General features: G+C 69.9%; 24 protein-coding genes. 13 read left to right on the plus strand and 11 right to left on the minus strand.

The window, feature by feature from the left end:
• Nucleotides 1-48 precede the first annotated feature (48 nt).
• The 6 genes from ACIBJC_RS11275 (at nt 49) to ACIBJC_RS11300 (ending at nt 6660) form a co-directional block, all read left to right on the plus strand.
• A complete protein-coding gene (locus ACIBJC_RS11275; RefSeq protein WP_399290548.1) occupies nt 49-1641 on the plus strand; it encodes a glycoside hydrolase family 20 protein in 1593 nt (530 codons plus the stop codon).
• Nucleotides 1642-1890: 249 nt separating this feature from the next.
• Complete coding sequence (locus tag ACIBJC_RS11280; RefSeq protein ID WP_399290550.1) at nt 1891-2577, plus strand: DUF4328 domain-containing protein; 687 nt, start codon at nt 1891-1893, stop codon at nt 2575-2577.
• A gap of 146 nt (nt 2578-2723) precedes the next feature.
• On the plus strand, nt 2724-3365 hold the full coding sequence (locus tag ACIBJC_RS11285; protein ID WP_399290553.1) for a hypothetical protein: 642 nt from the start codon (nt 2724-2726) through the stop codon (nt 3363-3365).
• Between the two features lie 186 nt (nt 3366-3551).
• Nucleotides 3552-4763: a sensor histidine kinase gene (locus ACIBJC_RS11290; protein WP_399290555.1), complete on the plus strand. Its 1212-nt coding sequence runs from the start codon at nt 3552-3554 to the stop codon at nt 4761-4763.
• A 24-nt stretch (nt 4764-4787) separates the two neighbouring features.
• Nucleotides 4788-5504 (plus strand): response regulator, encoded by a 717-nt coding sequence (locus ACIBJC_RS11295; protein ID WP_399290557.1) that lies wholly within the window; start codon nt 4788-4790, stop codon nt 5502-5504.
• A gap of 115 nt (nt 5505-5619) precedes the next feature.
• Nucleotides 5620-6660, plus strand: a complete 1041-nt coding sequence (locus tag ACIBJC_RS11300) for a DUF418 domain-containing protein (RefSeq protein WP_399290559.1) — start codon at nt 5620-5622, stop codon at nt 6658-6660.
• A 1012-nt stretch (nt 6661-7672) separates the two neighbouring features.
• Here the strand turns inward: ACIBJC_RS11300 and ACIBJC_RS11305 are convergent.
• Nucleotides 7673-9592 carry a S9 family peptidase gene (locus ACIBJC_RS11305; protein WP_399290561.1) on the minus strand — a complete coding sequence of 640 codons (1920 nt, stop codon included), beginning with the start codon at nt 9590-9592 and terminating at the stop codon, nt 7673-7675.
• Between the two features lie 103 nt (nt 9593-9695).
• Complete coding sequence (locus ACIBJC_RS11310) at nt 9696-10394, minus strand: TetR/AcrR family transcriptional regulator (RefSeq protein WP_399290563.1); 699 nt, start codon at nt 10392-10394, stop codon at nt 9696-9698.
• Between the two features lie 120 nt (nt 10395-10514).
• Between ACIBJC_RS11310 and ACIBJC_RS11315 the strand changes: the two genes are divergently transcribed.
• Entirely contained in the window at nt 10515-11189 is a 675-nt protein-coding gene (locus ACIBJC_RS11315) for a TetR/AcrR family transcriptional regulator (protein WP_399290565.1), read from the plus strand.
• A 52-nt stretch (nt 11190-11241) separates the two neighbouring features.
• Here the strand turns inward: ACIBJC_RS11315 and ACIBJC_RS11320 are convergent, their stop codons facing one another.
• The 4 genes from ACIBJC_RS11320 to ACIBJC_RS11335 form a co-directional block, all read right to left on the minus strand.
• Complete coding sequence (locus ACIBJC_RS11320) at nt 11242-11886, minus strand: DUF3159 domain-containing protein (protein WP_399291183.1); 645 nt, start codon at nt 11884-11886, stop codon at nt 11242-11244.
• Nucleotides 11887-12342: 456 nt separating this feature from the next.
• Nucleotides 12343-13704, minus strand: coding sequence for an alpha/beta hydrolase (locus ACIBJC_RS11325; protein ID WP_399290567.1), 1362 nt, complete (start codon nt 13702-13704; stop codon nt 12343-12345).
• A 399-nt stretch (nt 13705-14103) separates the two neighbouring features.
• On the minus strand, nt 14104-14955 hold the full coding sequence (locus ACIBJC_RS11330; RefSeq protein WP_399290569.1) for an LLM class flavin-dependent oxidoreductase: 852 nt from the start codon (nt 14953-14955) through the stop codon (nt 14104-14106).
• Nucleotides 14956-15055: 100 nt separating this feature from the next.
• On the minus strand, nt 15056-17548 hold the full coding sequence (locus ACIBJC_RS11335; RefSeq protein ID WP_399291185.1) for an ATP-binding protein: 2493 nt from the start codon (nt 17546-17548) through the stop codon (nt 15056-15058).
• Nucleotides 17549-17842: 294 nt separating this feature from the next.
• Here ACIBJC_RS11335 and ACIBJC_RS11340 point away from each other — a divergent pair, with 294 nt between their 5' ends.
• Entirely contained in the window at nt 17843-18535 is a 693-nt protein-coding gene (locus tag ACIBJC_RS11340; protein WP_399290571.1) for a hemerythrin domain-containing protein, read from the plus strand.
• Between the two features lie 132 nt (nt 18536-18667).
• On the opposite strand, the gene ACIBJC_RS11345 is transcribed toward ACIBJC_RS11340, so the two are convergent.
• The 4 genes from ACIBJC_RS11345 to ACIBJC_RS11360 form a co-directional block, all read right to left on the minus strand.
• Nucleotides 18668-19609, minus strand: a complete 942-nt coding sequence (locus ACIBJC_RS11345) for a hypothetical protein (RefSeq protein ID WP_399290573.1) — start codon at nt 19607-19609, stop codon at nt 18668-18670.
• 158 nt (nt 19610-19767) lie between these two features.
• Nucleotides 19768-20226 (minus strand): YybH family protein, encoded by a 459-nt coding sequence (locus ACIBJC_RS11350; protein WP_399290575.1) that lies wholly within the window; start codon nt 20224-20226, stop codon nt 19768-19770.
• A gap of 60 nt (nt 20227-20286) precedes the next feature.
• Nucleotides 20287-20718, minus strand: coding sequence for a YybH family protein (locus ACIBJC_RS11355; protein WP_399290577.1), 432 nt, complete (start codon nt 20716-20718; stop codon nt 20287-20289).
• Between the two features lie 218 nt (nt 20719-20936).
• Nucleotides 20937-21578 (minus strand): TetR/AcrR family transcriptional regulator, encoded by a 642-nt coding sequence (locus tag ACIBJC_RS11360; RefSeq protein WP_399290579.1) that lies wholly within the window; start codon nt 21576-21578, stop codon nt 20937-20939.
• Nucleotides 21579-21721: 143 nt separating this feature from the next.
• On the opposite strand from ACIBJC_RS11360, the gene ACIBJC_RS11365 reads away from it, so the two are divergent.
• From ACIBJC_RS11365 to ACIBJC_RS11375, 3 genes are read left to right on the plus strand one after another with little or no spacing between them, the layout of a single operon-like run.
• On the plus strand, nt 21722-22093 hold the full coding sequence (locus tag ACIBJC_RS11365) for a DoxX family protein (RefSeq protein WP_399290581.1): 372 nt from the start codon (nt 21722-21724) through the stop codon (nt 22091-22093).
• A 60-nt stretch (nt 22094-22153) separates the two neighbouring features.
• Nucleotides 22154-23203, plus strand: coding sequence for an LLM class flavin-dependent oxidoreductase (locus ACIBJC_RS11370; RefSeq protein WP_399290583.1), 1050 nt, complete (start codon nt 22154-22156; stop codon nt 23201-23203).
• Nucleotides 23204-23231: 28 nt separating this feature from the next.
• Nucleotides 23232-23936, plus strand: a complete 705-nt coding sequence (locus ACIBJC_RS11375) for an NADPH-dependent F420 reductase (RefSeq protein WP_399290586.1) — start codon at nt 23232-23234, stop codon at nt 23934-23936.
• 98 nt (nt 23937-24034) lie between these two features.
• Here the strand turns inward: ACIBJC_RS11375 and ACIBJC_RS11380 are convergent, their stop codons facing one another.
• Nucleotides 24035-24865: a helix-turn-helix domain-containing protein gene (locus tag ACIBJC_RS11380; RefSeq protein WP_399290589.1), complete on the minus strand. Its 831-nt coding sequence runs from the start codon at nt 24863-24865 to the stop codon at nt 24035-24037.
• 593 nt (nt 24866-25458) lie between these two features.
• Here ACIBJC_RS11380 and ACIBJC_RS11385 point away from each other — a divergent pair.
• Together ACIBJC_RS11385 and ACIBJC_RS11390 are read left to right on the plus strand one after the other, a co-directional pair.
• Complete coding sequence (locus ACIBJC_RS11385) at nt 25459-25734, plus strand: type II toxin-antitoxin system Phd/YefM family antitoxin (RefSeq protein ID WP_399291188.1); 276 nt, start codon at nt 25459-25461, stop codon at nt 25732-25734.
• A complete protein-coding gene (locus tag ACIBJC_RS11390; RefSeq protein WP_399290592.1) occupies nt 25731-25985 on the plus strand; it encodes a Txe/YoeB family addiction module toxin in 255 nt (84 codons plus the stop codon). The genes ACIBJC_RS11385 and ACIBJC_RS11390 overlap by 4 nt, the downstream gene beginning before the upstream one ends.
• Nucleotides 25986-26168 lie beyond the last annotated feature (183 nt).

Consider the following 26168-nt stretch of genomic DNA (forward strand, 5'->3'; position numbering starts at 1 on the left):
AATCGTGTCGCGCGTATGCCGTACATCCGCACAGAGGAGGTTTGAGTGATGTGGTCATCCCCGGGCACCCGGGCCGCCGGCGCGGCGGCCGTAGCCCTGGCCACCGCTGTCACCGTCGCGGGCTGCGACTCAGGGAGCGGTACCGCCGGCTCCTCGGACAACACGACGGGCCGCTCCGCCGCGAGCGCCACGCCCTCACCCACACGGTCCTATCCGCTCTCCACGGCACCGGAGTCCATACCGTCCGTACGGAAGCACGAGGCGGCCAGAGGCCCCGGCTGGAAACCCGCCCCGAACAGCGGTGTCGTCATAGCCAAGGGCAGTGAGGGGCTGGCCGACGAGGGGAAGCTGCTCTCCCAGGAGCTGAAGATCTCCTACCGGGGCGCGGTCGCCGCCCGGGCCGGCGATGTCGAGCTGGCTCTCGCGAGCGGCAGCGGCGCCGCCGAGTCGTACACCCTCACCGCCCGCGACAACACGGTCCGGATCACCGGACCGGACCAGGCCGGGGTCTTCTACGGCACCCGTACGCTCAAGCAGGCCGTACGCGCCCAGGGCACCATGCCGGAAGGTGTCGTGAAGGACGCCCCCGCCCGCCCGCAGCGCGGGCTCAACCTCGACATCGCCCGCAAGTACTACTCGCCGGGGTGGATCGAGGACCGGCTGCGCGAGATGGCCGACCTCAAGCTCAACCAGCTCGGCCTGCACTTCTCCGACGACCAGGGGTTCCGGATCGAGTCGACGACCCACCCCGAGATCGTCTCCCGGCAGCACCTCACCAAGGCCCAGGTCCGCCGGATCCTGGCGCTCGCCGACCAGCTGCACATCACCGTCGTACCGGAGATCGACTCTCCCGGACACCTCGGCGCCGTGATGCGCGCGCACCCCTCCCTCCAGCTCCGCAACGTCAACGGGAAGGCGACGCAGGGCGCGATCGACATCTCCCAGCCCGCCGCGGCGAAGATCGTGGACGACCTCCAGAGCGAGTTCGCCCAGCTCTTCCCCGGCCAGTGGTGGAACCTCGGCGCGGACGAGTACCAGGCCCTGGTGGTCCCGAACCCCGAGGCCTCGTACCCGAAGCTGGCGCGGCTCGCGGTCCAGAAGTACGGCGCGAACGGGCGGATCCAGGACCTGACGACGGCCTGGACGAACGCCCGGGGCAAGGCGCTCGGCCCGTACGGCAAGAAGCTCAAGGTCTGGAACGACGGCCTGTTCAAGGGCGGCGTGGTGAAGGCCGATCCGGACATGGAGGTCCAGTACTGGACGGGCAAGGAGTTCGGGGCGCGCGAGCCGGTCGCGTACCTGAGTGAGGGACGCAAGGTCGTGAACTTCAACGACGAGTACCTCTACTACGTGCTCGGCCAGCCGAACGACTTCGTCTACCCGACCGGGAAGCGGATCTACGAGGACTGGACCCCGCTGGTCCTGCGCGGCACGAAGCCGGTGCCCGAGCGGTACTCGAAGCAGATCCAGGGCGGCGTGTTCGCCATCTGGGGCGACTTCCCGAACGCGCAGACCGAGGCCCAGGTCGCCCAGGGCATCAGGATGCCGCTGGCCGCCGTGTCCCAGAAACTGTGGAACCCGGACAAGCCGACGCTGAGCTGGAGCGCGTTCAAGGCGCTGGCCGGGAAGCTCGGCGTCTGAGACCGGCCGGAACTCTCTGGACAGGGCACCCGCGGGGCACATATGTTCCGCGGGCGCCCGGGGTGGGCGCAGGACGGGCCCGCTGGGCCTGGGGGAGGGCCCGCCTTCGGGCCTCGGGGGGTTTCGTTTTCCATGCTGTGTTCCCAGTGCCGCGCCAGAGCGGCGACCACCACGGAAGGGCTCTGCGCCGAGTGCGCCACGGCGGGACCGCCTCCGCCGTCCCCGATGCCCATGCCCATGCCGATGCCCATGCCCATGCCGATGCCCATGCCCGGCGGGCCCCGGCTCTCCTCGCCGGTCGGGCTCGGCAAGGCGCTGGTCGCCCTGTTCTGCGCCGTGATCGCCACCGACCTCTTCGCGCTCCTGGCGGGCGCCCGGGTGCACGGACTGACGACCGACATCATCAACGAGGACTTCGACGCCTTCACGGACGAGGACCTGGACCGCGCCGACCTGCTCTACTCCGCGTCAGGGGTGGCGCAGGTCGCCGCGGTCATCGTCACGGCCGTCGTCTTCCTCGTCTGGTTCCACCGGGTACGGAGGAACGCGGAGGTCTTCGACCCGAGCGCCCACCGCATGTCCGCCGGCTGGGCCATCGGCGGCTGGTTCGTCCCGGTCGCCAACTTCCTGCTGCCGCGCCGGGTCGCGGGCGACATCTGGGCGGCGAGCACCCTCCCGGGACCGGACGGCGGAGCGCCCCGGGTGTCGTACGCCCTCGTCAACGCCTGGTGGACGGCGTGGGTCTGCACGCTGGTCCTGGGGCGGTACGCCTCCCGCGTGTACGACACGGCGGAGGAGGCCGAGGAGATCCGACAGGCCGCCGCCGTGCTCTTCGCCGTGGACCTGCTGGACATCGCCGCCGCCGTGCTCGCCCTGCTCTTCGTACGGAAGCTGACCCGTATGCAGCACGCGAGGGCGACCGGCGCCACAGTCTGACGCGTCCAGGGCGGCCCAGCGAAAGATGCTCGATGCACGCATGGGCGTTCCATGGCCTATGGGCGGTCTACGCGCGACTCGTGGTGACATTTTCCGGCGGATCGGCGCAGTACTGGTCAGTACTGCGTCCGCGACGGGAGACATTCATGAGCCTGGTGAAACTGATCGCGCAAGCGGACGAGCGGGGCCTCGCCACGAGCGGTCTGGCCTGCCTCGACCGGTGCCTGCCGCCGTCGGCCGGAGAGGCCGACGCGCTGCGTCCGCTGTGGGCGGGCGTCGCGGCCGGTGAGGCGGAATGGCCGGACCGGCTGGCGGAGGCGCGCGGCGCCCTGGACGCGGTGATCGCGGCGGAGCCCGAGCCGGACCCGGGGGCCTCGGGGGCCGCGGGCGTCACGCTCGCGCTCGTACGGACGATGCTCGGCTCCGCGCCGTCCCGCTGGGAGGCCGAGCCGCTGCGGATCTGGGCGGACACCTGCTCCGTCGTCGCGCTGGAGATCCACCAGAAGCTCGACGCGGTCGGCGAGAGCGGCAGCGCCGCCGCGGCGGAGTGGCTGGTGCGATGCCGCGAGGACCCGGCGGCCGTCGCCGACGCGGTGGACGGTACGGAGGGCGGCGACGGCGTCGGTCCGCTGGTCGCCGGTGAACTGCGGCGCCAGATCCGGATCCTGGAGATCCTGGGCGACCCCGCGGGGGACGCGGGCGCGATGCGCAGGGCGAGGGACCTGTCGACCGAGGGCCAGCGGGTGCTGCGTGCCGTGGTCTCCCGCAGGGCGCGGGCGCGGAGTTGACGGCGCCGGCGGCGTAGGAGGTGCCATCACGGACGCGTACGCGCGCTCCGTCCGGCAGCACTGAAGAACACCGGACCCGGAGCCGGGGAACCGGCCACGCCGCAAGCGGTACACCGCTTACCAGGCGGCCGGAGTCGGCCATTCGGCCGACCCGCGGGACGGCTCGCGTTGGATAGTCTCCGCGTGGTGAACGCGCCTGCCCCGCTGACCGCGGACCCGCCGAAGACCGCCCCGCCTCCCCTCTCGCCCGTCCAGAGGGCCCTGCCCGTCGCGCTGTACGTGGTGCTCGCCGTGGTGTGGCTGGGGGACGTGGTGTCCACCGGGGGGCTGCGCACCTCCGAGCGCGGCTGGCTGCTGCCGCTGGTGTCCGGGCCGGTGGCCGCCGTACTGCTGCATCTGCCCTACCGGTGGCTGTCCCTGGAGCGGCGCGCCTGGGCCGCGGCGTGCGCTTCGCTGGTGGTGACGGGGGTGATGGCGCTCAGGGACCTTGAGTCCGGCGGCAACTGGGGGATGCTGGAGACGGTATGCCTGCTCATCCTGCTCGCCCGGACCTGCCGGCGGGCCGGCCGGCCGTACGTCACCGTCGCGCTGGGGATCGCGGTGCTCCTCGGCCCGGTACGGCTGAACAGCCCGGCCACGCTGGCGGGCTCCTACTCGCTCACCTTCGCCGTCGGCGCGGCGGTCGCGCTCGGCTGCTACCTCCGCGTGCAGGACGGGCACCAGGCCCGCGCGGTGGAGAGCGTCCGGCAGACGGAGCGGATGGAGCTGGCCCGGGACCTCCACGACTTCGTCGCCCACCATGTGACCGCCATCGTCGTGCAGGCGAACGCCGGGCTGGCCATCCGGGCCACGGCGCCCGAACACATCGACCCGATCCTGGAGACCATCCGGGAATCCGGTATGGAGACGCTGGATTCCATGCGCCGCCTGGTGCGGGTGCTGCGGGAGGTCGAGGGCACACCGCGGCGGCCCGGCGAACTCTTCACCGAACTGGCCGGAATGGTCTCCGGCTTCAGCGGTGGCGAGGACGGAGCGGACGCCACACTCTCGGTGGCCGCCCCCGCCCGCTCGGCGCGGCTCGCGCCCGAAGTGGAGCTCTCCGTGCACCGCGTGGTGCAGGAGTCGCTGACCAACGCGCGGCGGCACGCCCCCGGGGCGCTGGTGGCCGTACGGGTGGACACGGACGACGGCCGGCTTCGGGTGGAGATCAACAACACGCCCCCGGCCACGCCGCCCGCGTCATCACCGGTCGGGGGCCGCGGGGGCTTCGGGATGGTGGGGCTGCGGGAGCGGGTGGCAGCGGTCGAAGGGCTGCTGGAGGCGGGCAGGACGCCGGACGGTGGCTGGCGGGTCGTCGGCGTCTTCCCCGTGCTGGACATGGCGGGATCAGCGGCCTGAGGCGGACATGGCAGGATCGGCCAGGTGAGTGATACGACGGCAACGGACGTCACGGCGTCCTCGGTGATCAGGGTGCTCATCGCCGACGATCAGCATCTGGTCCGTACGGGATTCCGGCTGATCCTGGACGCCCAGCCGGGTATCGAAGTGGTGGGCGAGGCGGCCGACGGTGCCGCCTGCGTGGAGATGGCCAGACGGCTGCGGCCGGACGTGTGCCTCGTCGACATCCGGATGCCCGCGCTCGACGGCCTGGAGGTCACGCGCATCCTGGCCGGACCCGGGTCGGCCGACCGGATGCGCGTCGTCGTGATCACCACCTTCGACCAGGACGACTACGTCAGCCGGGCACTGCACCACGGCGCCTGCGGGTTTCTGCTGAAGGACGCCAGCCCCGCGCTGCTCGTCGAGGCGGTACGGGCCGCGCGGCGCGGGGACGCGCTGATCTCCCCGGCGGTCACGGTACGGCTGCTGCGGCAACTGGAGGGCAGACGCGGTCCGTCACCGTCCGGCGGCCGTGCCCCGAGAGCGGCGCTGACGGCGCGTGAGCTGGACGTGGCGCGGCTGGTCGCGGTGGGGCGCACCAACCAGGAGATCTGCGGGAACCTGTTCCTGTCGCTCGGAACCGTCAAGACGCATCTGACGAACATCCAGTCCAAGCTGGCCGTGCGCAACCGGGTGGAGATCGCCGCGTGGGCGTGGGCGACGGGCACGGTCTCGGAGGATTCCGGCTCCCCGGAGTGAACGGCCCCCGGGGCAGGGACAGCCCCGGGGAGGAGCCCGTATCGGCCGTCCGGCCGATGGGGAACGGCCGTCCGGCCGAAGTGCCGTACCGTGCCGCTGCCGCACCGTGAACGCCATGAACACAACGACCTCGACGGACCGGGCCACCGCCACCGCCACCGCCCAGGAACCCACCGCGCGGGCGGCACGCCGGATCACCGTGCTGGACGCGCTGCGCGGCTTCGCGCTCTGCGGCATCCTTCTGGTCAATCTTCCGTACCAGTTGATGGAGATGCCCAAGCGCGACGACGCTTCCCACCTCTACGCGGTCCCCGCTTTCCTGGACCACTTCGTCCATCAGCGGTTCTTCCCCATCTTCGCGTTCCTCTTCGGACTGAGCTTCGCGCTCTTCCTGGAGAGCGCGGCGCGCCGGTCGCCGCGCCCCCGGCTGCTGCTGGCCCGCCGGCTGGTGGTGCTGGGGCTGCTCGGCTTCGCGCACCAGCAGGTGCACCCCGGGGAGGCGCTGATTCCGTACGCGGTCTTCGGGCTGCTGATCCTGTTGCCCGCCTCGTGGCTGCCGACCTGGGTGGTGCTGCCCGCGGGGCTGCTCGGGCTCGTCGCCTCGGTCACCGTCGTCGGGGGCGGACTGGCGAGCATCCCCGGGCTGTTCCTGCTCGGGCTCGCCGTCGCACGCCTCGGTATCGCCCGCACGGTGGACCGCCGTTCCGGGCAACTCGCCGTCGTACTCGTCCTGGCCGCCCTGGGAGCGGTCGCCGTCGGCTGGTGGGAGCACATCTACCCGTCCGCCGGACCGTACGCCACGCGGATCGCGGCGGCGGCCGGTGTCCTGGGCGCCGTCGTGTACGCCACCGCGCTGCCGCTCGTCCTGCGGACCCGGCTGGGCCGGCCGCTGTCGGCGGTGCTCGAACCGCTCGGCAGGATGGCGCTGACCAACTACCTCACCGCGACGCTCGTCGTGCTCGCCGCGGCCGGTCCGCTGGGCCTGCGGCACTCCTCCCGCTGGGTCACCGCCATGGCCCTGGCGGCGGTCATCCTCGCGGCGCAGGCGCTCTTCAGCCGCTGGTGGCTGGCCCGCTTCCGATACGGGCCGCTGGAGTGGGTCCTGCGCTGCCTGACCTGGTGGAACGTGGTGCCGCTGCGCCGCTCGCATCCGTGACGCCGCCACCCCTGGCCCGACTGAGTCGTCAAGGGCCTCTGACCTGGCGTTTTGTCGTCCAGGAGGAGGTTCTCGCTTCCCGCCGGTGGGTCGGCCCACACGGACGCCAAGGAGTAGGTGATGCAGGACGGCGACGTGGTGGAGTTCCGGTTCAGTCTATGAATTCCCCCACGTCGCTGACGTGAGCGAGTTCATTGCGAAAGTACAAGAGGCGTCTACTGGCTCAGCCAGCTCGAAGCGGTCCGCCGCCGGAACTGCAATGAAGCACCCGCTTCGGAACAAAAGGCTCTTTAAGTGTCTGCTTTCGAAGCCCAAGATCAAAGAGTGTCTCGGCTGTGCGTTTGCAGACGTGCGGGCCCCGGCCTTGCCCGGTCGGGGCCCGCACGGATTTCTCAGCGGTAGGGTCAGCTCGGCTGGTCCCCGGTGTACCGGAAGATCTGGTTGCCGCTGTTGACGCCCCACACGGTGCCGTCGGCACCCGCGCCGATGTCGCTCAGCCCGGGGGAAGTTGATCCAGGGGTTGGCGTCGCAGTTCGTGTGGTGGTAGATCGCGCTCGCCGCCTTCACGCCTCACACCGTCGTCCTGGACCCCGCTGAGATAGCCGCGGGACAGCCCGCGACCTTTACCCAATCCGCCATGACGAACACCCTTCCTCGAACCCATCGGTGCGGCCATCCTGTGTCATCGGATAAGGCAACAAGACACGTGAACGCTTGTCTTAATGGCGAACAAGTCAGTAAGACAAGGTTTGTTCTCCCACAGGCTTGCAAGGCAAGGAGGGCAACAGCCTGGCCGGCCCTATTTCGACCGGAAGAGCTGTCCTCTCGCCGGGGGATCGACAAGATCACCAGTCCGTGTATCCCCTCGGCCGGTGCGCCGGTTCGGCTTCGCGGAGACCGACGAGCACAGGGTGCGAACAGTCTTCCGTCTCCATGCCGACGGCAGCGGCACTCCGGAGGCCGCGTTCCTGCAGGCCGAGGGGTCCACCAACGACCACGACCTGGCGTTCCTTCAGGTAGACGACCCGGCCGCCACCGTGCCACCGTCTCGGAGATGACGGGCCAGGAAGTGGTCGGCCGCGCGGTACATGGCGATGTTGTTCTCCGGGTTGACGAAGCTGTGCCCTTCGTCGTCCTTCACCAGGTACTCGACGTCGACGCCGCGGTTCCGGAGAGCCTCGACGATCTGGTCGGACTCCGACTTGAGTACGCGGGCGTCGTTGGCGCCCTGGACGACCAGCAGCGGGGTGCGGATGTCGGCCACCCGGCTGAGTGGTGAGCGGGCCCAGAGGTCGGCTTCCTGCGCGGGGTCTTCGGGGTCGCCCGCGTAGAGGTGCCAGTTGTTGCTGAGGTACGGCTTGGCGAAGTCCGGCATGTTGCGCAGGGTGGTCACCAGGTTGGAGGGACCGCAGAAGTCGACGGCGGCGGCGAAGAGGCCGGGCGTGAAGGAGACTCCGACGAGGGCTGCGTACCCGCCGTAGGAGCCGCCGAAGACAGCGACGCGCGCCGGGTCCGCGTAGCCCTGCTTGACGGCCCAGCCGACGGCGTCGACGAGGTCGTCGTGCATCGCGCCGGAGAGTTCGCCGATCCCGGCTTTGAGGAAGCTCTTGCCGTATCCGGTGGAGCCTCGATAGTTCACTTGGAGGACCGCGTATCCCCGGTTGGCGAGGAGTTGCGCGGTGGGGTCGAAGCCCCAGCTGTCACGGTGCCAGGGTCCGCCGTGCACCTGGAGCACCATGGGCAGTGCGGCTGCTTCCCTGTGCAGCGGCAGGGTGAGGTACGAGGGAAGTTCCAGGCCGTCTCGTGCTCGGATCGTGACGGGGGTCATCGGCGCGAGGGCGGCCGGGGTGAGGCGAGGGTAGGGCCGGAACAGAACGCGGCTGTCGCCTGTGGTGTGGTCGTAGAAGTGGGTGACGCCGGGGTCCCGGTCGTGGGTGAAGGAGACGATCCAGCGCTGTCCCTCGCGGTCCGAGGAGAGGGCGGCCACGTCGCCGTCGGAAAGTTTGCGCAGGTTGTCGAGGACGTCGGCGAAGTGGGCGGTCAACGGCCGGATGACGGCGCGTTCGCCGAGGTACCGCACGCCGATGAGGTCCTTGCTGCGGCGGTCGAGGATCAGCGGCGCGGGAAGGGCGGGGAAGACGGCGGCGCGAGGGTCGATGTCGAGGCCGGGGTGGCTGTCGACCACGGTCTCTTGGCCGGTGTTCAGGTCGACGTGGACGGTCCGTGTGTGCTCGCTGTCGCGGTAGGAGCCGACCCAGGCGCCGGTTCCGTCCGGGGTGAGCTGGAAGGGCTGCAGGTCCAGTGGGTGGTCGGAGCCGGGGAAGGTGGTGACGCGGCACATGGTCCCCGACTCCGGTTCCCATCGCGTCAGTTCGATGTCCCCGTCCTCGCTCAGCCCGTGTCCGTACATCGTCCCGTCGGGTGCGTACACCAGGGCGCTGGAGCCACCGGGGTTCTGAACGAGCATCGTGAGTTCGCCGGTGGCGATGTGAAGTTCGTAGAGGTCGAACACCGCTGGGTCGCGGTGGTTGAGGTTCAGGACGGCGTGGCCGGGCCGGGTAGGGGGGAGATCGAAGCCGGTGACCCGGGCTCCGGGAAAGGGCGTGAGGTCGACGGCATCGAAGTCCGGGTTTTCCAGGTCGACGCGGTGGAGGTGGTAGTTCTCGTCCCCGTCGCCGTCCTGTTCATACAGCAGCCAGCGCGGGTCGTCGGTCCAGTGGTAGCGCAGGACGCTGCGGCGGGAGTCAGTGGTGACGCATCGTGCTGTCCCCACGCCGTCGAGATCCTGGACCCAGACGTTGAGCCGGTCACGCCAGGGGGCCAGATAGGCGAACTTCGAGCCGTCGGGTGAGATGACGGCGCCGGTGCGGTCCGGGGAGTCGAGGATGTCCTCGACGGTCAGGTACGGGACGTCAGGTCGGTCGGTGGACATGGGATGAGCTCCTTCGATGGTCACCGCGGCGAGGGGTCGCTGATGCGGCCGGCGAACTGTGCGGATCTGGTGCCCTGTTGGCCTGCTTCTCGCACCCTGAGCGTCAGAGACGTGGCCGTACGGTTGATTTCGGCGGGCAGGGACAGATCACGCGGGCGAGCACGGCGGCCGTACGGGAGGCGTGTGCGGAGGGTGTGTCCCGCCCGGCGCGGAGCGCGGGGTCCGCGCTTCTGCGCTCGTGCAGGATCCGTAGCGCCGCTGCGCCCGCCGCGGCGTTCACCCGGAGGTGCGGCGTGTGGGCCGGCAGACCCGTCCGGTCGGCGAGCACTGCGGTCAGTTCACGTTCTGCGTGGTCGCAGGCCATCAGCCAGGCGATGCGCAGCACGGGTTCGTGTCGGGTGAGGTGGACCAGCCGCGCCGAAAGGCTGAAGTCCTGGAGGAAATCGTCGTGCTGGGCAGGAGCGAAAAGAGCCGCTTCGGAGATGATGTGGGCGTCCAGAGGAGTTCCGGGCGGCCAGCTGCGCAGCGTGTTCAGCTCCCAGTCGAGGCCGCGCAGCGCGATGGGTTCGGCGCAGCTCTCCTTGTTGCGGAAGTGACGCCAGATGGTCCGGGTGGACACTCCTGTCTCTTCCGCGATTCTGTCGCCGCTGGTGGCGGCGGTTCCACCGGTCAAGAAGAGCAGGGTCGCGGCGCGGGAGATGCGCAGCTTCAGCCGTTCGCGCGAGTCCGGAAGGTCTACTGAAGCGTTGTCCGGCGCAGCGCTCTCCTCCTCCTTCCTACCCCGGATGTCACTTGATAGCATTCTGTCACTTAGTGAATATTTAGGCCGCAGATGCGATGAGCCGCCATTTGTCAAAACTCTTCGCCCGGCCCTGAAGAGGCGGAACGGCGTGGCCGCGTCCGGACCAGGAGGAGAGCGGGCATGGCGGGAGCCGAGGGAACGACCGGGCAGGGACGCGGCGGGATGAGCGCCGAGCGCAGGCGCCGGGTTCGCCTGGAGGTCTCGCGGGAGGCTTCCCGCCTGTTCTGGACCCAAGGGGTGGAGGCGACGAGCGGTGACCAGATCGCTGCGGCCGTCGGCCTCTCCACCCGGACCATCTGGCGCCACTTCCGCAGCAAGGAGAGCTGCGCGGAGCCGATCGTCATGAGCAGCGTCGACTGGGAGCTCGACACCCTGCGCAACTGGCCGCTCGGGCTCTCTCTGGAGGACCACTTCCGCGCCGAGGCGCTGCGGCACGGCCGTGAGGCCACTCCGATGGAGCGGGAGGACACCGCGCTCGGCATCAAGATGATCCGCCTCGGTGACAGCGAGCCGGCCATCAGGACTGCCTGGCTGATGGCCTGTGACCAGGTGGAACGGCAGATGGCCGAGATCATCGCGAAGCGCCTCGGGGGCGAGCCGGACGATGTGGAGATCCGGTTGCACGCGGCGGCCGCGGGTGCGGCGCTGCGGGTGCTGAACGAGCACGTCGGGGCGGGCCTGCTGGACGGCGCGAGCCCGGAGGATTTCCGGGGCACTCCCGAGCGGATCGCGCTCGCGGTCCGCAGGGCCACGGGTGGCGCCGTCGGGGATCCGGTCACCGGCGGCACGGGCTGAGGGCGTTGCCGCCACGGGTGAGGGTGGCGGCAACGCCCGTGCCGCAGGGGTCTCACCGCTTGGCCTCTATCAGCCCGAGGGTGCGCAGGCGGCGGTCGGAGGCGCGGACCGCCCAGGCCGCCACGAGCAGTCCCACCGCCAGCAGCGGGTAGCCCATGACGATCTTGGCGACGCCCAGCGAGCCGACCTCGTCCTGGGTGTACAGGTACTGCTGGACCACGAACCGGGCCGCGAAGATCAGCGCCAGGGTCACCGTAGCGATGTCGAAGTAGAACCGCGAGCGGGGCTCCTTACGCCATACCTGGCCCTTGCCCGTCATCGAGTTCCAGATCACCCCGGCCAGGGGCCACCGCACGACCACCGACCCCAGGAACAGCACCGCACCCGCCAGGCTCAGCCAGATACCCAGCAGGAAGTAGTCCTTGGCCGATCCCGTCCACCAGGCGACGCCGGCCGCGATCGCCACACCGAACACCCCGCCCAGCGCCGGCGACACCGACTCCTTGCGCATCAGGCGCTCGATACCGATGATCACGGCCACCCCGAGCGCCACCATGATGCCGACCGCCAGCCCGCCCATCGCGTTCGCCACTACGAACGCCAGCGCCGGCAGAGCCGAATAGATCATTCCTCGCGTACCTCCGGCCTGCTCCAGCGCCGACGGCCGTTCGGTCTGTTGCGGGGTCTGTGCCTGCATGGTGTTCACCTGGTCCTTCTGCCGGGTGGCCTTCCGAGACACCCGTGCGGTTGTGGGTGGTACCCATCGGCACCATTCAGCCTGTCACTTGCCGCCACTATGTCATTAAGTGACAGGCGGGTCAACGTTGTTGGCTAATCGCACGCCTCGCTTGCGGGTTTCGCCGGCCGAGGAACGTACGCACCCTTCCAAGCCGCCAAGTGCGGGACTACTGCACGGATAAGCGACGCGGCTGGGTCTCCGCCGTCGCCCAGGGCCTCGGCCCACGCTCGGGCACTGCTACGTCTTTCCAGGCCGCCGCTCGGCAAGCCGGACCTGGCCGCCGTTCCTGGACCGCGCGGCCCGTGGCGCCCATGCAGTGCCTGTCGAAGCGCCGGGCCAGGTTGGCGCGGGGGTGCGCGGTATGGCCTGCCCGTGCGCAGGTGTGGCGTATGAGCCGGCCATGGGCCTACAGGGTCAGTTCGGGGGGCAGGCGGTGTCTTCGTCGGGGCGTTCGCCGGTGGTGAGGAAGGTGGTGACGATGTCGTTGGCGCACTTGTTGTCGAGGAACAGGTACGCCAGGTGCCCGCCCTGGTCGGCCGTCACCAGTCGCGCCCGGTCCCCGAGCGCCGCGCGCGTCTTGAGGGCGCTGTGCAGTGGCGTTGCGGGGTCGCGGCGGTTCTGGAGCAGCAGGATGTTGGACGGGCCGCGGTCGGTGAGTTTCACCGGCTTCTCGTTGGGCTGCGACGGCCAGAACGCGCAGGGTGTGATGTCCGCGCCGGCGGCTCCGAACTCGGGGTACGCCTTGCGGGCCTGCTCGACGTTTCGGGCGTAGACCGAGACGTCTGCGGGCCAGTCTGAATCGTTGCAGATGACGTGCATCTGACTCGCCAGATAGTTGTCCGAGGGCACGCCGGACGAACCGCCCGCCGGGCTCTCGCCTTCGGCCGGCTTCAGTTTGGGGATGGGCTTGCCGGTGTTGAGCGCCTTCCATATGCCGGCCAGTTCTGGCAGCTTGCTGTCGTAGTAGAAGCGGTCGAAGGTCGCCTGCCGGAACGCCGCGCCTGTGAATCCGTCGACGCTCGGCTTCCTGTCGAGCTTCGCGGCGATGTCGGAAAAGGTCTCTTCGACCTCTGCGGGTGTCCGGCCCAGGCCGTACGTCTCGTTCTGGGCGGCTGCGAACTTGGCGAAGTCGGGGAAGCGGTCCTCGAAGCCCTGGCCGAAGTCGCGTGCGAACGATGCGTTCCAGCCACCGGGGCCGGTCACGCTGTCCAGGAAGACCCGGTCGGTGCTCTTGGGGAACATCGTGGCGTAGACGGAACCGAGGTAGGTGCCGTAGGAGATACCGAAATAGGAGACCTTGGACTCGCCGAGGGATTCGCGGACCCGATCCAGGTCGCGGGCGGTGTTCGCCGTGGTGATACGCGGGAGGAGGGCCGCCGTCCTGGAGGACGCGCACTTCTTCGCGACCGCCTCGACACGCTTGGCCTCGGCCGCCACGTCTGCCGCGTTCCGTGCGTAGGTGGGGATGTTGCTCGGGTGGTCCGTCAGCTTCAGCCCACAGGTCACCGGCGTGCTGTGCCCGACGCCCCGGGGGTCCATCCCGATGATGTCGTAGCTGTCCAGGACGCTCTTGGGGAGGCCGAGCTTGCGCAGAGTGGCCGGCATGGTGAGGGTCTCCCCGCCGGGGCCCCCGCTGTTGGTGAGGAGGACGCCGCGGCGCTTGTCGGGATTCTTGCTCGCCAGCCGGGAGACGGCGATCTCGATCGTCTTCCCGTCGGGCTTCTCGTAGTCGAGCGGGACGTCGAGCGTGGTGCATTCGACTCCCGCCGCAGCCACACCTTCGGGGCACTTCTTCCAGGAGAGTTTCTCCACATCAGTCTCGGCCGGTGAACACGCCGTTGACAGCGTTGCCAGCAGACCGATAGCGAGTGCTGCTGCGGACTTCCTCACGAGTGAGCCTTTCTGGCAAATCCTGCGGATCGGAATGGTGCGACGAAGGCCGGATCAGACGAGGTCCCGGCCGTTGACGGGTCGCCGGAATACACATGGTCATTTCACACACCGCCCGAAGTGTCGGGTGACCCCTAACTGCCCTCTGGCTGGCGCCACATGCAAGCGAATGGGAATGTGACTTCAGCGGCAGGGGCCGGCCGACGGGCCGGTGGACGGTGTAGCCCTTATAAAACAGCCCCCACAGTGGTGACGGGCACTTACAGTAGAGGCGTGAGCTTCGCGTCAGAGGACTATGTCGGCCAGCCGGGTGACCTCGTCGAGGTCGTCGGTCCCGGGGCCCAGGATCAGTTCGTCGACGCCCAGGGCCTCGAATTGCTTGACGGCGTCGCGCAGTGATTCCGCGTCGGTGTGCACGTTGTCAACGACGATGTCCTGGTATTCGCCGGTAGCGGCGTAGTAATCGGCGATGTTGGCCCGACCGCGGTCGGGATCGCCCAACGCGAAGTAGTTGAGGGCGACCAGCCAAGGCTGTCCCGGCCGCCCGGCCGCCTGCCACGCGGCACGGGCAGCGTCGAAAGCACCGGACGCCAGGGCAGCCGGCACCGATCCGGCAATGTAACCGTCCGACGACTGAGCCATCCGGCGGTAGGCCGCCGCAGTGGTGGCGCCGAACAACAGCGGCACCTGTCGTCCTCCGGCCGGAACCGCCGGGTTCGGGCTTCCCGGAACGGGTTCACCTGCCCACATCGACCGGTAGGTTGCCAGGTCGCGGTCCATCCGGGCGCCCCGGTCCCGGGGTCCGTGCCCGGGCACGACGAAGTCGTCCTCGCGGATGCCCACCCCAATGCCCAGGGTGAGCCGACCGCCGGAGACCCCGTCGATCGACGCTGCCTCCTTGGCCAGCAGCGCACCCGGCCAGGTGGTCGCCAGCAGCACCTGACTGAGCAGCCCGATCGTGGTGGTGGCCCCGGCGGCTGCGGCCAGGGCGACGGTGTCCATCACGCCCGGATAGGCGAACCGGCCGGTGGTACCCAGCGTGGAGAAGCCCGCTTCCTCCGCTCGGCGGGCCCAGGCGGGAATCACCGGGGCGCGGACGTCGCGGACCTGGTTGGGTATTCCGATGCCGATGCGCATCGAGAAGCTCCTTAGCTGGTACGGGTGTCGACGTAGTACGGGCCGTGAACCGCGCCCAACCCGATCCTGGCCGGGCACCCATACACCCGGGTTACAACGGTCAGACAGCGCGCGCCGAGGCGCTCAGGACGGCGACGGCGTCGTCGAGTGCCGGCGGCTGGGAAGGAGGCGCGCCTTCGTACCAGCCGTGCGGCACGGTCGACTGGAGAAAGGTGCCGGCCGGCCGGATGTCGCTGTGCGCCTGGTGAAAATGGACGACGTCGCGGAGCAGCGCGGCGCCGGCCGCGTCGTCGGCCGCGTCCAGGACCAGGGCCCCGTTGTGCAGCACGGCCAGCTGATTGCTCAGGTCTCCTTCGATGAGGAAACGCCGCAGCGAGGACCGCAGCAGGGGCAGCGCTTCGCCGCCCTTCGCGTCGACCAGGGTCTGGGCCAGCATCAGCTCGCTGAGCGCGGCTGTCCAGACGAGCCCGGAGGCGTCGGCGAGCCGCACGGCGGCCCGCAACCGGTTTCGGCCTTCGGAGATCCGGCCGGCCATGACGAGGGCGGCGCCCCACGCCATCGAGGTGGCCGCGATCAGCCAGGTGGTCTGCGTCTCGGTGGCGATGGCGTGCGCCTCGGCCGACGCGCCCAGCGCGATCGCCGGGTCGCCTCCCGGCAGCTGGACCAGAGCCTGGTAGTAGCGGACCTCGGCGAGCAGGCTGCGATACCTCGGTTCCGAGGCCACCGCCAGGTTCGCCTCGGACAGCATGCGGCGTGCCGTGGTGACGTCGCCGGTGAAGTAGAACAGGGCGGCCGAGGAGGTCCTGGCCCGCACGATGTCGCCGAGCGGGGCGTCCGGCGCGGCGGCCAGGGCCGCGGTCAGCATCCGGTTGCCCTCGACGAGCAGGCCGCTGCGGATCCAGAACCACATGAGCCGCGCGGCCGTACGCAATGCCTCGACCGGGGCATGCATCAGGTCGTGTGCGAGCCCGGCGCGCAGGTTCGGCAACTCCAGACGCAGCGCCGCCATCGTGGTCGCGGACCGTATGCCCTGCAGATCGGCCTCAGCACGGGCGACCAGCTCGCGGACCCAGAGGGCATGGGCGGCCCGGGTCGCCGCCGGATTTTTGTCCACGGACCGGCTGTACGCCCGGATCGTCTCCAGCATCCAGTAGCGTGCGGTGCTGCCGCCGGTCTCGGCGGTGACCACGGACTGGTCGACCAGTGAGACCAGTGTGCCGAGCCCGGCGGCGGGGCCTGCGGCCTCCAAGGGGAAGCCGCCCTCGTACGGCCAGAGCCGCACCGCGAGGTCATGCTCCTCGCCGGAGAGAAGGTCGAAGCTCCAGGCGACGGCCTCCTGCAACGTCGCGTGCGGGGTGATCTTGTTGTGCGGGATCCTGCCCAGCACGGTGAACAGGTCGTCCAGGTTCTCGATCAGCCCCCGTACGCCCAGGGTCCGCACGCGCGCCGCCGACAGTTCCAGGGCCAGCGGCAGCCGGTCCAGCGCGTCGGCGAGGCGGCGCAGATCCCGGCGGTCGGTGTCCTGCGCGATCCAGCCGGGCCGGCTTGCGCGGATGCGATCGGTCAGGAGCGTCACGGCGTCGTCGCCGGCCAGCGGACCGAGCGGCAGACTGTGCTCACCGTCGACGCCGAGCGGGCTGCGGCTGGTGGCCACCACCCGCAACGCGGGAATCCGGTCGAGCAGGTCGACGACGAGCCGGGCCACCTCGCCGACGAGGTGCTCGCAGTTGTCGAGTACCAAAATCTTCCCGTATAGGCGCAGCCGCTTGATCAGCGCCTCGTACGGGTCCCCGGTGAACCCGGTGACTCCTACCGCCGCGGCGACCGCTGAGACCAGGTGGGCGGGGTCGGCCACATCAGCGAGCCGGACGACGGCGTCCCGCCCTGCCCATTCCACGGCCAGGCGGGTCTTGCCCGACCCGGCGGGCCCAACGACGGTGACGAGCCGATGCAGGCCGACGAGACGGCTCAGCAAGGCCAGATCGGCGTCGCGGCCAATGAACGACGACAGCGGCCGGTCACCGGGCGTCGCGGCCGGGGCGCCGGTGGCCGCCAGGGCCGGGTCCTGGGACAGGATGCGGCCTTCGAGCTGCCGCAACCCCAGTCCGGGGTCGACACCCAGTTCCTCGGCCAGCAGGGTCCGGACCCGGCGCACCGCGTTCAGAGCGTCGGCTTGGCGTCCCGAACGGTAGAGCGCCAGCGCCAGCAGCTGCCAACGGCGTTCGCGGTACGGCGCGGTGTGCACCAGCGGCTCGAGCATGGCCACCGCACCGGCGTGGTCGCCGGTGGCCAGCAGGGCCGCGGCCGCCTCCTCCTGGGCGCTGTCACGCTGTTCCACCAAGGCGGCACGGATCGCGGTCGTCGACTCGTGGTCGGCCAGATCCTCGTACGGTGTCCCACGCCACAACCGCAGCGCCGTCTCGAAAGCCTCGTGCGCCTCGGCGTGGCGGTCGTCGGCCACCAGCGCACGGGCCCGGACGAGGTGGCCGCGGAACCGTTCGACGTCGGTGTCGGCGGCCAGGAGCCGATAGCCGCCGGCGGAGCGCTGCAACACCGTGCCCGGCACCACCCGGCGGAGCCGCGAGACGTACACCTGCAAGGCACCCGCAGGGTTGCGTGGCCGACCGCCATCCCACAGTCCTTCGGCCAGGCTGTCCTCCGAGACCGGCCGCCCTTCCCGGCGACGAGGATCGCCAGCAGCCTGCGGGGCAGCCGGCCTCCGACGTGGACCGGCTGATCACCCGCTCGGACCTCGAACGGACCCAGCACCGCGAACGTCAGCACCGCACCATGTAAGCCCATGCCACCGACGGACGGCAACGTGGTGACGACCTCGCGGTATCCGTGCTGTAGGCGGATTGAAAGGTACGGCCTCGAAGCTGGTCCCATGCACACCGAGAAGAACGAGAAGATGGCCGACAGCCGCGACATGATCGGCGCACACGACGCCATGCGGAGAGAGTTCGGCGCTCTGCCCGCGCTGATCGCCGGTGTGCCGACGGGTAACGCGCACGGCACCGACGTCGTCGCCGACCACGTCCTGCTGATGGTCGACTTCCTGCACGCCCATCACACCAGCGAGGACGACCATGTGTGGCCCCGACTGCGGGAGCGCTGCCCCGACGACGTCGGGCCCCTCATCGAGACGATGGACCAGCAGCACGCCTCCATAGACGACGAATTGAAGGCGCTCGCCGCGAGCGGCCGGCGTTGGCAGGCCACCGCTGACGCCTCCGACCGGGATGCCGTCGCCGCCGTCGCGGAACGTCTGCTGCCGGCGCTGTACGAGCATCTGGCGCTGGAGGAGGAGCGGATCCTGCCGCTCATCGATCGCCACCTGACCGAACACGAGTGGAAGACGACCGTCGAGGCGTCCCTGAGCAAGGTGTCCTTCGCGCGGCGGCTGCTGATGCTGGGCATGGCCCTGCACGGGGCGGGCGAGGAGCAGGCCCAGCTCCTGCGCGCCGCTGTTCCCTCCGTCGTCTGGCATGCCGGCCGCCCGCTCGGGACCCGTCTCTATCGCACCCACCGTGAGCGCCTGGCCTCCGCGAGCCGGGATTCAGGTTTCAGCACCGGCTGATCGCCCACGACAGCGGACCCGGCGTGGGACCGCGTTCTCGCAGATCACCGCGCCTCCCTGCTCTTGATCCGCGAGCACTCGGCGTCGAACACCGCCTCGTATATCACCCGCGCCCTCGGCCCCACGCGGACATCACCGACCAGCGTGGTGGACGGGGCGACGTAGGTGGTGGGGTGGCGGGGCTACGGCCCGGAGGGGGCACGTGCGGCGAAGTCGGCCACGGCCTGATGCCTGGCTGCCGACCGGTCGCGTACCCAGCCGGCGGGTGGCAAGGGTTCGGGGTGGCGGCCCGTCGTACAGGATGACGCGCTTGACCGGCTCTCCCTCGAAGACGATCTTCCGTTCCTTCTTCGTCAGCTTCGAGAACGGCACGTCGGTACGGACACCGAGCTCGGCGGCCACCTTCGGTACGGCGGCAAGGCCGAACATCTGCCGGGGCACGACCGCGCCCTCGTCGATGGTGCGCGAGGGGTCGGGTACGAGGGTGTCCTCGTCGACCTCCCGCACGGTCCCGGTGCCCGCGCAGCGGGGGCAGGCGCCCTCGCTGTTGAACGCGTACGACTCCGCACCCGGCGGCGGAAACACCACCCCGCACTCGGGGCAGGTCAGCGGCAGATCCAGGGCAACGTCCACGGTCGGCTGAAGGCGGTGTCCGTTGGGGCACTGGTGGTGGCCGAGCCGGGAGAAGAGCAGACGCAGGCTGTTGAGGAGCTCGGTGGAGGTCCCGAACGTGCTGCGCACCCCGGGAATGCCGGGCCGCTGCCGCAGCGCGAGAGCGGCCGGTACGTGCTCGACGCTGTCCACGGCGGCATGGGCCGCTTGGGTGAGGCGGCGCCGCGTGTACGTGGACAGCGCCTCCAGATAGCGGCGCGATCCCTCGGCGTACAGCACACCGAGCGCGAGCGAGGACTTGCCCGAGCCGGAGACCCCGGCGATCGCGACGAGCTTGCCCAGCGGCACCGTGACGTCGATGTCCTTGAGGTTGTGCACACGTGCCCCGTGCACCTTGATCGCGTCCGGTGCGGGCACGGGCGCCGGGCCGACGCCCGTCGCCCCCTTCACAGACTTGCCCACTGGCTGGTCCTTCCGCTACGGCTGGTGCTGCCCGGTGGGGCGGGTGACATGGTCACCCGCCCCACAACCTCCGATGAGGGTGTGGGGCTACGCGTCCTCCCGGTCAGGGACCGGTCTTCTCCCCGGGAAGACGCCAGGTAGTAGAGCACCATGGGGCTCTACTTACGGACGCTGTCGCGATTCCACGAATCGCGCAGCTTCGGGATGAGGCCGAGATCCCACGCATTACGCAGGGACAGGTGCCCGTGCGACATCAGCCACTCGCCGTCGGTCCTGCGGAAGATGAGCGACATGTTCCACGACAGGAACAGCTTCTCCTCGCCGGTCTCGTCCTGCTGGTACGTGTTGAAGGTGAAGACCAGCAGGACCTCGTCCTTGCTGAGCGGGCGGGCGACTTCGTTCAGATACTCCTGCCGGGTGATGCCCGCATCCGCGTAGATGCGCTTGAAGTGCTCGCGCACGGCTTCACGGCCGACGAGAACGTACTCGGCGAGCGGATCGACGTAGGTGACGTCCTCAGCCAGCGCGTCCATGTAGCCCGTCGGGTCTCCGCTGCTCCACCGCCACTGGATGGACTTCTCGAACTCGACGAGCGTTTCGGCTTCTTCGGGGGGCATGACATTTTCCTGTCTGGCGTTCATGCCGGTGTTCTTCTGCTTCCGGGCGCGGATCGCCGGTCAGTAGGCGACCAGGTCCTTGAGGGTCTCGGAGAAGGCCCAGTTGGAGTGCACGATGAGCCACTCGCCGTCGACGAGGCGGTAGCCGTGCGTGGCGTTCCAGGCACGCAGCAGCTTGTCGTTGCCGTCCTCGTCGAGCACGTAGGTCTTGAGGTTGTAGCCCATGACGGCGAAGTCACCGCTGTCGCCGACGTGCACCTGCGGGTTGAGGTACTCGCTGCGCACGATGTTCGGGTTGGAGTAGATGGAGGAGAGCCAAGCGACGGTCTTCTCCTTGCCGACGGCGATGTCCTTCAGGATCGGGTCGAAGTAGCTCACCTCATCCGCGAACCCGTCCAGGTAGCCGCCCGCGTCGCCGACGCTGAAGCGCTCGTTGTACGACTTCTCCAGCTCAATGAGGGTCTTGCTGATCTCTTCCTTGTTGACGCCCATGACGGTTCCTTTCGTGCAGGCTGTACGCCGTGTACGCCGTGTACGCCGCGAAGGGGCGCCACGCTTCGCCCGGGGCGAGGTGGTCGCCGCGGTATCTCTCGATCATCCAGTGAAATCCGGCGAATCGGGCAGTTGGCTGCGGACAGCCGGTAGTCGATGAAGGACACCGCAGTGGGAGGGGTGGCCCGGTCGGGCCAGGCCAGGGCGATCCCGGGGAGTCACGCCGTGCGACAGACCCGCTCGATCAGGGTCTGCCAGCTGTCGCCCAGCGGGCGGGTGCGGCGCTGGAAGGCGGCGTCGGCCTCGGCGTCGTCGTCGGGGCCGGTCCCCGGCAGCGCGAGGAAGATCATGAAGGGGCCTTCCAGTGCGCTGGTGAGCTGCACCGTGAGGCTGTCCAGATCGGTGACACCGGTGCCCGCGCGGCCGAGCAGCATGCGGATGTGGGCCTGGGTGAAGCCGCTGCCGCCCTCGGCGGGGACGGCCCGGTGCCGGTCAAATGAGGAGCGGACGATCGTGACGTGGTCGGCGAGGTAGGCGATGCGGGCCCGGCCGTAGGCGACCAGCCGGTCGAGGGGCTCGGCACCCGGGCCGAGCGGGGGCGGGCCGGCCAGGACATGGTGCTGGAAGGCGTGCTCGTCGTCTTCGAGCAGGGCGTGGAAGATCCCGGCGCGGGTGCTGAAGCGGCGGTAGACGGTGCCCTTGCCCAGGCCGGCGCGTTCGGCGAGGCCGTCCATGGTGACCTTGTCCGCCCCCAGTTCGGCGACCATCTCGCGCGCCACCGCCAGCAACTGCTCTCGGTTGCGGGCGGCGTCGGCGCGCTCGGCGCGGGGCCGTCCGAAGGTCAGAGGCGATCGTTCCATGCGGCAAATCTATCCCCGCCCAGCGCTCCGCCCGGAGGCCGGGAATTTAAGCGGGGTGAAGTCCGCTTAAGCTGTACGAGGCCCGGCCCCCGCTCGTCAGGCTCGGCCCCACGTCCCCTCGCGTCGCACGAAACGGACCCGCCATGAACGTCTTCCTCTGGATCCTCCAGTCCCTGCTCGCCGCCGGAATGCTCGCCGCGGGCGGCGGCAAGCTCGCCCAGTCCTACGAAAAGACCGCCGAGTCCATGGCCTGGGCGAAGAGCTTCACCGCCGGCCAGGTCAAGGCCATCGGCGCGCTGGAGGTGCTGGCCGCGCTCGGCCTGGTCCTGCCGGCCGCCACCGGCATCGCCACCGTGCTCACGCCGCTCGCGGCCGTCGGCGTCGCACTGATCATGCTCGGCGCGGTGGTCACCCACGCCCGCCGCAGCGAATGGTCGAACGTCGGCATCAACGTGGTCCTGCTCGCTGTCGCGGTCGTGATCGCCTGGGGCCGCTTCGGCCCGTACGCCTGGTAAGCCGACCGCCTCCGCCCCTCCGCCACCCCACCAGTTCTCCCTCCGGAACGGAGCCCCGCCATGTCCGCCGCCGCACCCGCGCCCGAGGTCCTCTTCGGCCTCGACACCTTCGGCGACGTCCCCCAGGACGACCAGGGCCGTCCCGTCTCCTACGCCCGCGCGATCCGGCAGGTCGTGGACGAGGCCGTACTCGCCGACTCCATCGGGGTCGACGCCCTCGCGCTCGGCGAGCACCACCGGCCCGAGTACGCCGTCTCCACGCCCGAAACCGTGCTGGCGGGCATCGCCACCCGCACCGAGCGGATCCGGCTCGCCTCCGGCGTCACCGTGCTCAGCTCGGACGACCCGGTGCGCGTCTTCCAGCGCTTCGCCACCCTCGACGCGCTCTCGGGCGGCCGCGCCGAAGTCATCCTGGGCCGGGGCTCGTTCACCGAGTCGTTCCCGCTCTTCGGCTACGACCTGGCCGATTACGACGTGCTCTTCGAGGAGAAGCTGGACCTGTTCGTCCGGCTGCTGGACGAGAAGCCGGTCACCTGGGAGGGCACCCAGCGGGCCGCCCTGACGGACGCCGACGTCTTCCCCAAGACCGAGTCCGGGCGCCTGCCCACGTGGGTCGGGGTCGGCGGCTCCCCGCAGTCGGTGATCCGTACCGCCCGCTACGGACTGCCGCTGATGCTCGCGATCATCGGCGGCGACCCGGCCCGCTTCAGCCGCTACATCGACCTCTACCAGCGCGCCGCCGAGCAGTTCGGGACCACGGCGCACCCGGTCGGCATGCATTCCACGGGGTTCGTCGCCGACACCGACGACGAGGCCCGCGCCCTGCACTGGCCGCACTTCAAGGTGATCCGCGACACGATCGGGGCGCTGCGCGGCTGGCCGCCGGCCACCAAGAGCGAGTACGAGTCCGAGATCGAGCACGGCTCGATGTACGTCGGCTCTCCCGAGACCGTCGCTCGCAAGATGGCCGCCACCATCAAGCGGCTCGGCGTCGGCCGGTTCGACCTCGTCTACACCGCCGGCGCCCAGCCGGTCAGCGCCCGGCTGCGCTCGGTGGAGCTGTACGGCACCAAGGTCATCCCCATGGTCCGCGACCTGCTGGCCGACTGACCGCAACCTGAAGAAGAAGGAGTACGTGATGGGCACTCAGCAGCTACCGACGATCGGCATCCTGGGCGCGGGCAAGGTCGGCACGGTGCTGGCACGCCTCGCCGTCGCCGCCGGGTACCGGGTCCTGATCGCGGGCTCGGGAGACCCGGATCGTATCGCCCTCACCGTGGAGGTCCTCGCCCCGCGCGCCGAGCCCGTCACCGCCGAACAGGCCGCCACCGAGGCGGACCTCGTCGTCCTCGCCCTGCCGCTCGGCAAGTACCGCAGCGTTCCGGCGCAGGCCCTGCGCGGCAAGGTCGTCGCCGACGCGATGAACTACTGGTGGGAGGTGGACGGGATCCGCGACGACCTCGCCGACCCGCGCACCTCCTCCAGCGAGCTCGTCCAGACCCACCTGCCCGGCTCCCACGTCGTGAAGGCCTTCAACCACATGGGCTACCACGATCTGGAGGACGGCGCCCGCCCCGACCTCGCCACGGGGGCGCCCGGCCGCCGCGCCATCGCCGTCGCGGGAGACGCCCCCGCGGCCGTGGCCGCCGTCACCGCACTGGTCGACGCCCTCGGCTTTGACCCCGTCGAGGCCGGAGCGCTCGCCGAAGGCGTACGCATGGAGCCCGGCACCCCGGTCTTCGGCGCGAACACGCCGGCACCGGAACTGCGCGAACTGCTGCGGCAGTTCCCGGACTCCGAGCGCGGCCGGGCGGCGTCGGCCGCCCGTGGCGTCGCTGCCTGACGTCCGTCAGATCGTCCGGCCGGGGGGAAGAGCTCTGATCGAGATCGGCTCGCGTTGCCCGAGGGCGGGGACGACTGGTGGCAGTGCGGGCTTGCGCCTTACACGCCGGACTCGGCCTCGCCGGCCGCGAACGCGGCAGGAGTGAGACCGGTGTGGCCACGGAAGAAGCGGCCGAAGTTCGCGGGATCGGTGAAGCCGAGGTGGGCGGCCACAGCCCGGGCGTCCCAACCGGCACCTGCCAGCAGGCGCCGGGCCTCGAGCAGCCGCCGCTCGTCGATCAGCTCACGTACTCCCTTGCCGGTGGCGTCCCGGGCGGCGCGGCTGAGAGTGCGTACCGAACAGCCGAGCAGCGCGGCATAGTCCGCGGCCCGGTGCAGCTCCCGGAAGTGCAGTTCCAGTGCGTCCACGAACTGTGCGTACGTGTCCTTGCGGCCCGTGCCCTTCGCCGCCGGGCCGGCGGCGGTGACATCCGGGGAGTTGGCCAGGCGCAGCAGCAGCGATTCGAGCAGGCTGCGCCGCAGGGCGTGGTGGACATCGAGCCGGCGGCGCCCCAGTGCACGGTGCTCGTCCAGGAGCTGGAGGGCCGTCTGCCGCAGCCAGGCATCGTCATCGGGATGCGGGTTCAGTACGACGGGGGCCTCGTGCGCGGTGAGTGGGGCCAGCAGCCGGGCGATCTCGGAGGTCAGGACGTCCGGCTCGAAGAGGATGAACGGGCCGCGGGTGACGCCCGGCGGATGCCAGCACTGCGTGTGCCCTGGGCGCACCCACAGCCACTGGCCCGGGGAGACGGTCCGCGTGACGTGGTCGACGTCGTGGAGCAGTTCGCCCTCGGTGACCAGGATCAGGTAGTGGAAGGTCGCACGACCCGGACGGGGCGGGTTCCACGGCCAGTCGTCGTGCTCGGTGAAGAAGTCCTCAATGGTGTTCACCTCAAGGCCGTACGGAGTGCCGACCGGGGGCTGGAAACCGTACAGCGGAACCGCGGCCTGAACGGCCTGCCCGCTGCGTCCGGCTCGTGGAGAGCGCTTGGGGTGTTGCTTGGCGACCATCACACGCCCGCAGCCTACTGCCCGTTTTGTCGGCGTCGGGAAGGGATGGGCAGGGACGACGTGTGACCCGCCGCCCCTCTGCTGGCCGCCTTGCTCCTAGGGGTAGACGCCAAGCTCAGGCGCCCTTGATCTGTACGCGGTCGCCGCAGCGGCTACGGCGGAGAGCCGGCGGCAGCCGGCATCCGCGAGTTCACCAACACGCGCACCTTCTGGGTCCGCCACTGAGGCTCGCGCATCGCAGTAGCCTCACGGTCCCGTCTGTTCCCGGCAGCAGGCGGGACTTCTGCATGTTCGGAGCGTTGTCGGAAGGCGGTACGCAGGAATTGCGGAGCCGGGCGCGGCCCTGCGCGGCGATCCCGTGCTGGGACGGTGCAGGGTTCTCTGGTGGCTCGCCACCCTCCCGACTCCGATTGATCGGGTCGAAAGCGGTACGTTATCGGGTACCACTTGCTTGAGGGAGTCAGGCCAGGTCGATAACTGCGAGCGAAGCCCGCAAGGGTCTCTTTCCGCTGATCAAGAAGGTCAACGACGATCACGAGGCCATCGAGATTGTCTCCAAGCATGGCAACGCCGTGCTCGTCTCGGCCGAGGACTACGCGGCACTGCGCGAGGGCTCATATCTGCTGCGCCCGCCTGCGAATGCACGGCGTCTGCTCAAGGCGTACGAGAACGCTCTGGGCAACATCAACGTGTCGGAGCGCGAGCTGATCGATCCGGACGTGACGAGCCCTGCCGCAGGTGCTGCGTGAGGCTTGTCTTCGAGGATCAGGGCTGGGAGGACTACACGTCCTGGCTCAAGAACGACCGCAAGATGCTCGCCCGGATCAACAAGCTCATCGCAGACGTCAAACGTGATCTCTTCACGGGAATCGGCAAACCCGAGCCTCTCAAGTACCACTTGCCTGGGGTGTGGTCGAGGCGGATCGACGACGAGCACCGCCTTGTCTACCTGGTCACGGACAAGGAGATCGTCATTCTCGCTGCTCGCTACCGCGACTAGGGTCTTTCGTTCGGATCTGGCTGGGTCAGGGAGCAGGGCGCGCGAGCCCAGCAAGGTCCCAACGAGAGGCCCTGGACGCGGGGGTGTCCAAGCTGTGGCCGTACCATGCCTCAGATTTTCACCAAGGATGTCTGGCCGGGGTATCCGTTGCCGCAGGAGTGCGAGGGCAACCGGGCGGTCGGA

It is taken from the genome of Streptomyces sp. NPDC050509 (assembly GCF_044457965.1).
GTDB lineage: Bacteria > Actinomycetota > Actinomycetes > Streptomycetales > Streptomycetaceae > Streptomyces.

Excerpts from the sequence above, each read along its gene's own strand:
- ACIBJC_RS11275 (WP_399290548.1), top strand. The coding sequence starts at position 49 with ATGTGGTCATCCCCGGGCACCCGGGCCGCCGGCGCGGCGGCCGTAGCC.
- ACIBJC_RS11280 (WP_399290550.1), top strand. The coding sequence starts at position 1,891 with ATGCCCATGCCGATGCCCATGCCCGGCGGGCCCCGGCTCTCCTCGCCG.
- ACIBJC_RS11285 (WP_399290553.1), top strand. The coding sequence starts at position 2,724 with ATGAGCCTGGTGAAACTGATCGCGCAAGCGGACGAGCGGGGCCTCGCC.
- ACIBJC_RS11300 (WP_399290559.1), top strand. The coding sequence starts at position 5,620 with ATGAACACAACGACCTCGACGGACCGGGCCACCGCCACCGCCACCGCC.
- ACIBJC_RS11305 (WP_399290561.1), bottom strand. The coding sequence starts at position 9,592 with ATGTCCACCGACCGACCTGACGTCCCGTACCTGACCGTCGAGGACATC.
- ACIBJC_RS11310 (WP_399290563.1), bottom strand. The coding sequence starts at position 10,394 with ATGCTATCAAGTGACATCCGGGGTAGGAAGGAGGAGGAGAGCGCTGCG.
- ACIBJC_RS11315 (WP_399290565.1), top strand. The coding sequence starts at position 10,515 with ATGGCGGGAGCCGAGGGAACGACCGGGCAGGGACGCGGCGGGATGAGC.
- ACIBJC_RS11320 (WP_399291183.1), bottom strand. The coding sequence starts at position 11,886 with ATGCAGGCACAGACCCCGCAACAGACCGAACGGCCGTCGGCGCTGGAG.
- ACIBJC_RS11330 (WP_399290569.1), bottom strand. The coding sequence starts at position 14,955 with ATGCGCATCGGCATCGGAATACCCAACCAGGTCCGCGACGTCCGCGCC.
- ACIBJC_RS11340 (WP_399290571.1), top strand. The coding sequence starts at position 17,843 with ATGCACACCGAGAAGAACGAGAAGATGGCCGACAGCCGCGACATGATC.
- ACIBJC_RS11350 (WP_399290575.1), bottom strand. The coding sequence starts at position 20,226 with ATGCCCCCCGAAGAAGCCGAAACGCTCGTCGAGTTCGAGAAGTCCATC.
- ACIBJC_RS11355 (WP_399290577.1), bottom strand. The coding sequence starts at position 20,718 with ATGGGCGTCAACAAGGAAGAGATCAGCAAGACCCTCATTGAGCTGGAG.
- ACIBJC_RS11360 (WP_399290579.1), bottom strand. The coding sequence starts at position 21,578 with ATGGAACGATCGCCTCTGACCTTCGGACGGCCCCGCGCCGAGCGCGCC.
- ACIBJC_RS11365 (WP_399290581.1), top strand. The coding sequence starts at position 21,722 with ATGAACGTCTTCCTCTGGATCCTCCAGTCCCTGCTCGCCGCCGGAATG.
- ACIBJC_RS11370 (WP_399290583.1), top strand. The coding sequence starts at position 22,154 with ATGTCCGCCGCCGCACCCGCGCCCGAGGTCCTCTTCGGCCTCGACACC.
- ACIBJC_RS11375 (WP_399290586.1), top strand. The coding sequence starts at position 23,232 with ATGGGCACTCAGCAGCTACCGACGATCGGCATCCTGGGCGCGGGCAAG.